Annotated in this window: 4 protein-coding genes; all 4 read right to left on the minus strand. The window is 46.9% G+C overall.

What is annotated here, in order from left to right:
• Window positions 1-854 (minus strand): tryptophan synthase subunit beta (trpB, locus tag RMO52_RS13565; RefSeq protein ID WP_310415049.1); only part of this gene is annotated, 854 nt, incomplete at its 3' end.
• A 303-nt stretch (window positions 855-1157) separates the two neighbouring features.
• A complete protein-coding gene (trpA, locus tag RMO52_RS13570; protein WP_310415052.1) occupies window positions 1158-1970 on the minus strand; it encodes a tryptophan synthase subunit alpha in 813 nt (270 codons plus the stop codon).
• 318 nt (window positions 1971-2288) lie between these two features.
• Window positions 2289-3119 (minus strand): indole-3-glycerol phosphate synthase TrpC, encoded by an 831-nt coding sequence (trpC, locus tag RMO52_RS13575; RefSeq protein ID WP_310415055.1) that lies wholly within the window; start codon window positions 3117-3119, stop codon window positions 2289-2291.
• A gap of 11 nt (window positions 3120-3130) precedes the next feature.
• A partial coding sequence (locus tag RMO52_RS13580) for a glutamine amidotransferase-related protein (RefSeq protein WP_310415058.1) occupies window positions 3131-3610 on the minus strand: 480 nt, incomplete at its 5' end.

Genomic DNA, 3610 nt, shown 5'->3' on the forward strand with positions numbered 1-3610 from the left:
CCAAAGGTAAGCGTCGCCGCATGTTGGTCTGTATCTAGTCCTTTACCAGCGGCTTCAACGCCAATTAAGCGCACATTTGGTTCAGTCAAGAATTCGTGGAATAAGCCCACTGCGTTCGAGCCACCACCGACACAAGCCAGCAGAATATCTGGCAATCCGCCCCATTTTTCTAGACACTGTGCGCGAGTTTCTTTACCGATAATTGCTTGAAAATTCCGGACGATCGTCGGATATGGATGAGGGCCTGCCGCAGAGCCTAAAATATAGTAGGTTGTCTCGACATTTGTCACCCAATCGCGAATCGCTTCCGAAGTGGCATCTTTGAGGGTACCAGTTCCCGACGCTACTGGGCGCACTTCCGCCCCCATTAATTTCATCCGAAAGACGTTCAAGGATTGACGTTGAATGTCCTGAACTCCCATGTAAATGATGCACTCCAAGCCAAATAAAGCGCAAACTGTCGCTGTTGCTACCCCATGCTGTCCGGCTCCAGTTTCCGCGATAATTCGCCGTTTGCCCATCCGTTTGGCGAGGAGGGCTTGACCGAGGGCATTGTTAATTTTGTGGGCACCTGTATGGTTTAAGTCTTCGCGTTTGAGATAAATTTGAGGGCCACTGCCATCCGGTTTGGCATAATGCGCGGTTAGGCGCTCGGCAAGATATAAGGGTGTTGCCCGACCGACATAATCCTTGAGTAAATGATTTAACTCTGCCTGAAAGCTTGGCTCGTTGAGATATTTTTGGTGAACCAGATCTAACTCCTGTAAGGCAGGCATGAGGGTTTCGGGGACATATTGACCGCCAAATCGTCCGAACCGACCGAGCCTGTCGGGTTGCTGAACTTCGAGAAACATTGGAGCAGGAGCTTTGCTAATCATGATGTGAAGAGTAAATTATTGAGAATGAGTAATCTAAGTTGCTATCTATAACCACAGCGGTTAGAAACCGCTGCTTGTGATGCAAAGTCCGCGCAGGCGGACTAGTTTCTTATGCCAAATTCGCTATACAAAGACTTCTTTTGCTGATGAAACCCGTGCCCTCACCCCGCCCTCGCCTGCGGCTCCGGCTTCTCCCAAGCTTGGGAGAGGGGTTGGGGGTGAGGGCAGGGTTAGTGAGCGTTGCAAACCGATTTTGTATAAGTATTAAACGATCGAAACCTAATCAGCCAATGCTGCTTGAAAAGCACCGCACAAATCTTCGAGTGCCATCAATCCTTGCTCTGGCGTGCCACTAGCCAAAGCATTGACACAGGCACTGCCGACAATGATGGCATTAGCACCCCATTCCCTCATTTGTGCTACTTGCTTGGGGTCGGAAATTCCAAACCCAATCCCAATCGGTTTATCAGTGACCTGGCGAATTTGTTGTACTAAGGGATAAACCTGCTGAGAGATTTGAGCGCGCATCCCCGTTACTCCCGTCACGCTAACGAGATAAATAAAGCCACTCGAAGCAGTAGCGATTTTTTTAATCCGATCGGGCGAACTAGTCGGAGCAACCAGTAATGTCACTTCGATCCCGATTTTTGCCGCCGCGTCGATTAGTAAGTGGGATTCTTCTAGGGGTAGATCGGGCACGATTAAGCCTCGAACTCCGACTGCGGCAATTTGGTCTAAAAAGCACTCAATCCCCCGATATAAAATGGGATTGTAGTAAGTAAACAAAATCAACGGCGCATTCAATTGGGGAGTCACTTCAGCAAGCATTGCCAAAATGGAGTCGAACTTAATTCCTCGTTCTAAGGCGCGTGTCGCCGCCGCTTGAATGACTGGCCCATCTGCCAATGGATCGGAGTAAGGAACCCCTAATTCGATCGCACTCGCCCCACACCGATCTAACACCTTTAAGGCACGCGCCGTAGTCTCTAGATCCGGATCTCCCGCCATAATAAATGGAATTAAGCCACAGGAATTGACGGAATTTTTCGTTGTTTTTAACGATTCAAAACGATTAGAAACTGAGGCAGTCATAATTATTTAGCTCGATAGAATATTAGCGCTCGATCGCTCGAATTTGGAGTTCGATCGACAAATAGAAAATTGCATCCGTCATCCACTTATCTATAACCCCAGCGGTTAGAAACCGCTGTTTGTGGTGCAAAGTCCGCCTCTCTTGAAAAGGTGCTCTACTTGGGGAAACAAGCGAAGCTCTGAGGGGGAAGCTTCCCCCACAAACGTCGCGCCCCAAGACCGCACTTTTCGCTACGCGGACTAGTTAATCAGTCCGCGTAGGCGGACTTTGCAACATTAGCCACGATTTCAATCGTAGGCATTCTATGGGTAAATTATTCAACCCTCGCCAGTCATTAAACAGTGAACCGCGCGTTCGATATCTGCTTGTTTTATCAAAGATTCTCCCACCAACACCGCATCTACACCCCACGAAACTACTCGATCTAACTGAGATCGATCGCTCAGTCCCGACTCACTAATCGCGGTAATCCCTCGGTTTTTGAGGGCATCACTGCGATCGGCTAATACGGTTTGAGTCGTGGTTACATCAACATTAAAAGTTGCAAGATTGCGGTTATTAATCCCAACTAAACGTAAAGAGGGTATTGACAAAACGAGATCGAGTTCCGCTAAATCGTGTACCTCGACTAAGGCTTCCATTCCTAACTTTTGAATCAAACAGAGTAGTTCGCCTAACTTTTCTAGACTCAGCATCGACGCAATTAATAAAACAGCATCAGCACCTGCCAACCGCGCGAGATAAATTTGAATGGGATCGATAATGAATTCTTTACATAACAACGGCAGCTCGACCGATCGACGAATCCGCTGTAAATTGTCAAAACTGCCTTGAAAAAAGCGAGTATCTGTAAGGACAGATAGACAAGTTGCCCCAGCACGTTGGTAAGCTTGCGCGATCGCCACCGGGTCGAAATCTGCCCGAATAATGCCGCGACTTGGTGATGCTTTTTTTACTTCAGCAATTAAACTGGGTCGGCGGTTGCTTTGCTGTAAAGCTTGCTGAAAATTGTGGCAAGCACTGGCGTTTTCAACTTGACTTTGGAGATCTTGAAGACTGTAATGCTGTTGTAATTGCATTACTTCTTCTTGCTTGTAGCTAAAAATTTCTTCCAGAAAATTATGCGCTTTAACAGATTTCAGCATCATTTTTGATTTCCTCAGCTTCTGGATAATTCTGGGATATATTTAGAACTTATTGAAGTTTGAGCTTGCTTAAATACAACTGGATTAGTATAAGCGTTGACGACATTTTTAATAATGCCCAAACCCACATCTTCCATCAGTGTCAGAATTGATTCAGGATGAAATTGAACTCCTGCAATCGGTAGACTTTGATGTTCGATCGCCATGATCGTGCCATCTTCAGCAACTGCCGTTACTTGCAGTTGTGAGGGCAACCGCTCGGGAATCGCATACAAAGAATGGTAGCGACCTGCATCAAAGGCAGTAGGTAAGCCTTGGAATAAAACTGACTCTGGCGCAGTAATCCGAATTCCAGAGGATTTACCATGTTGCGGATAATCCAGAACTCCTAATTCTCCGCCGTAAGCTTCGACAATGCTCTGTAATCCCAAGCACACACCGAAAATCGGAATTTGTCGTTTAACACAAGCTTGAATCGTTGCCGTAATCCCAAA

This window comes from Chamaesiphon sp. OTE_8_metabat_110 (genome assembly GCF_031382685.1).
Classification (GTDB): domain Bacteria; phylum Cyanobacteriota; class Cyanobacteriia; order Cyanobacteriales; family Chamaesiphonaceae; genus Chamaesiphon.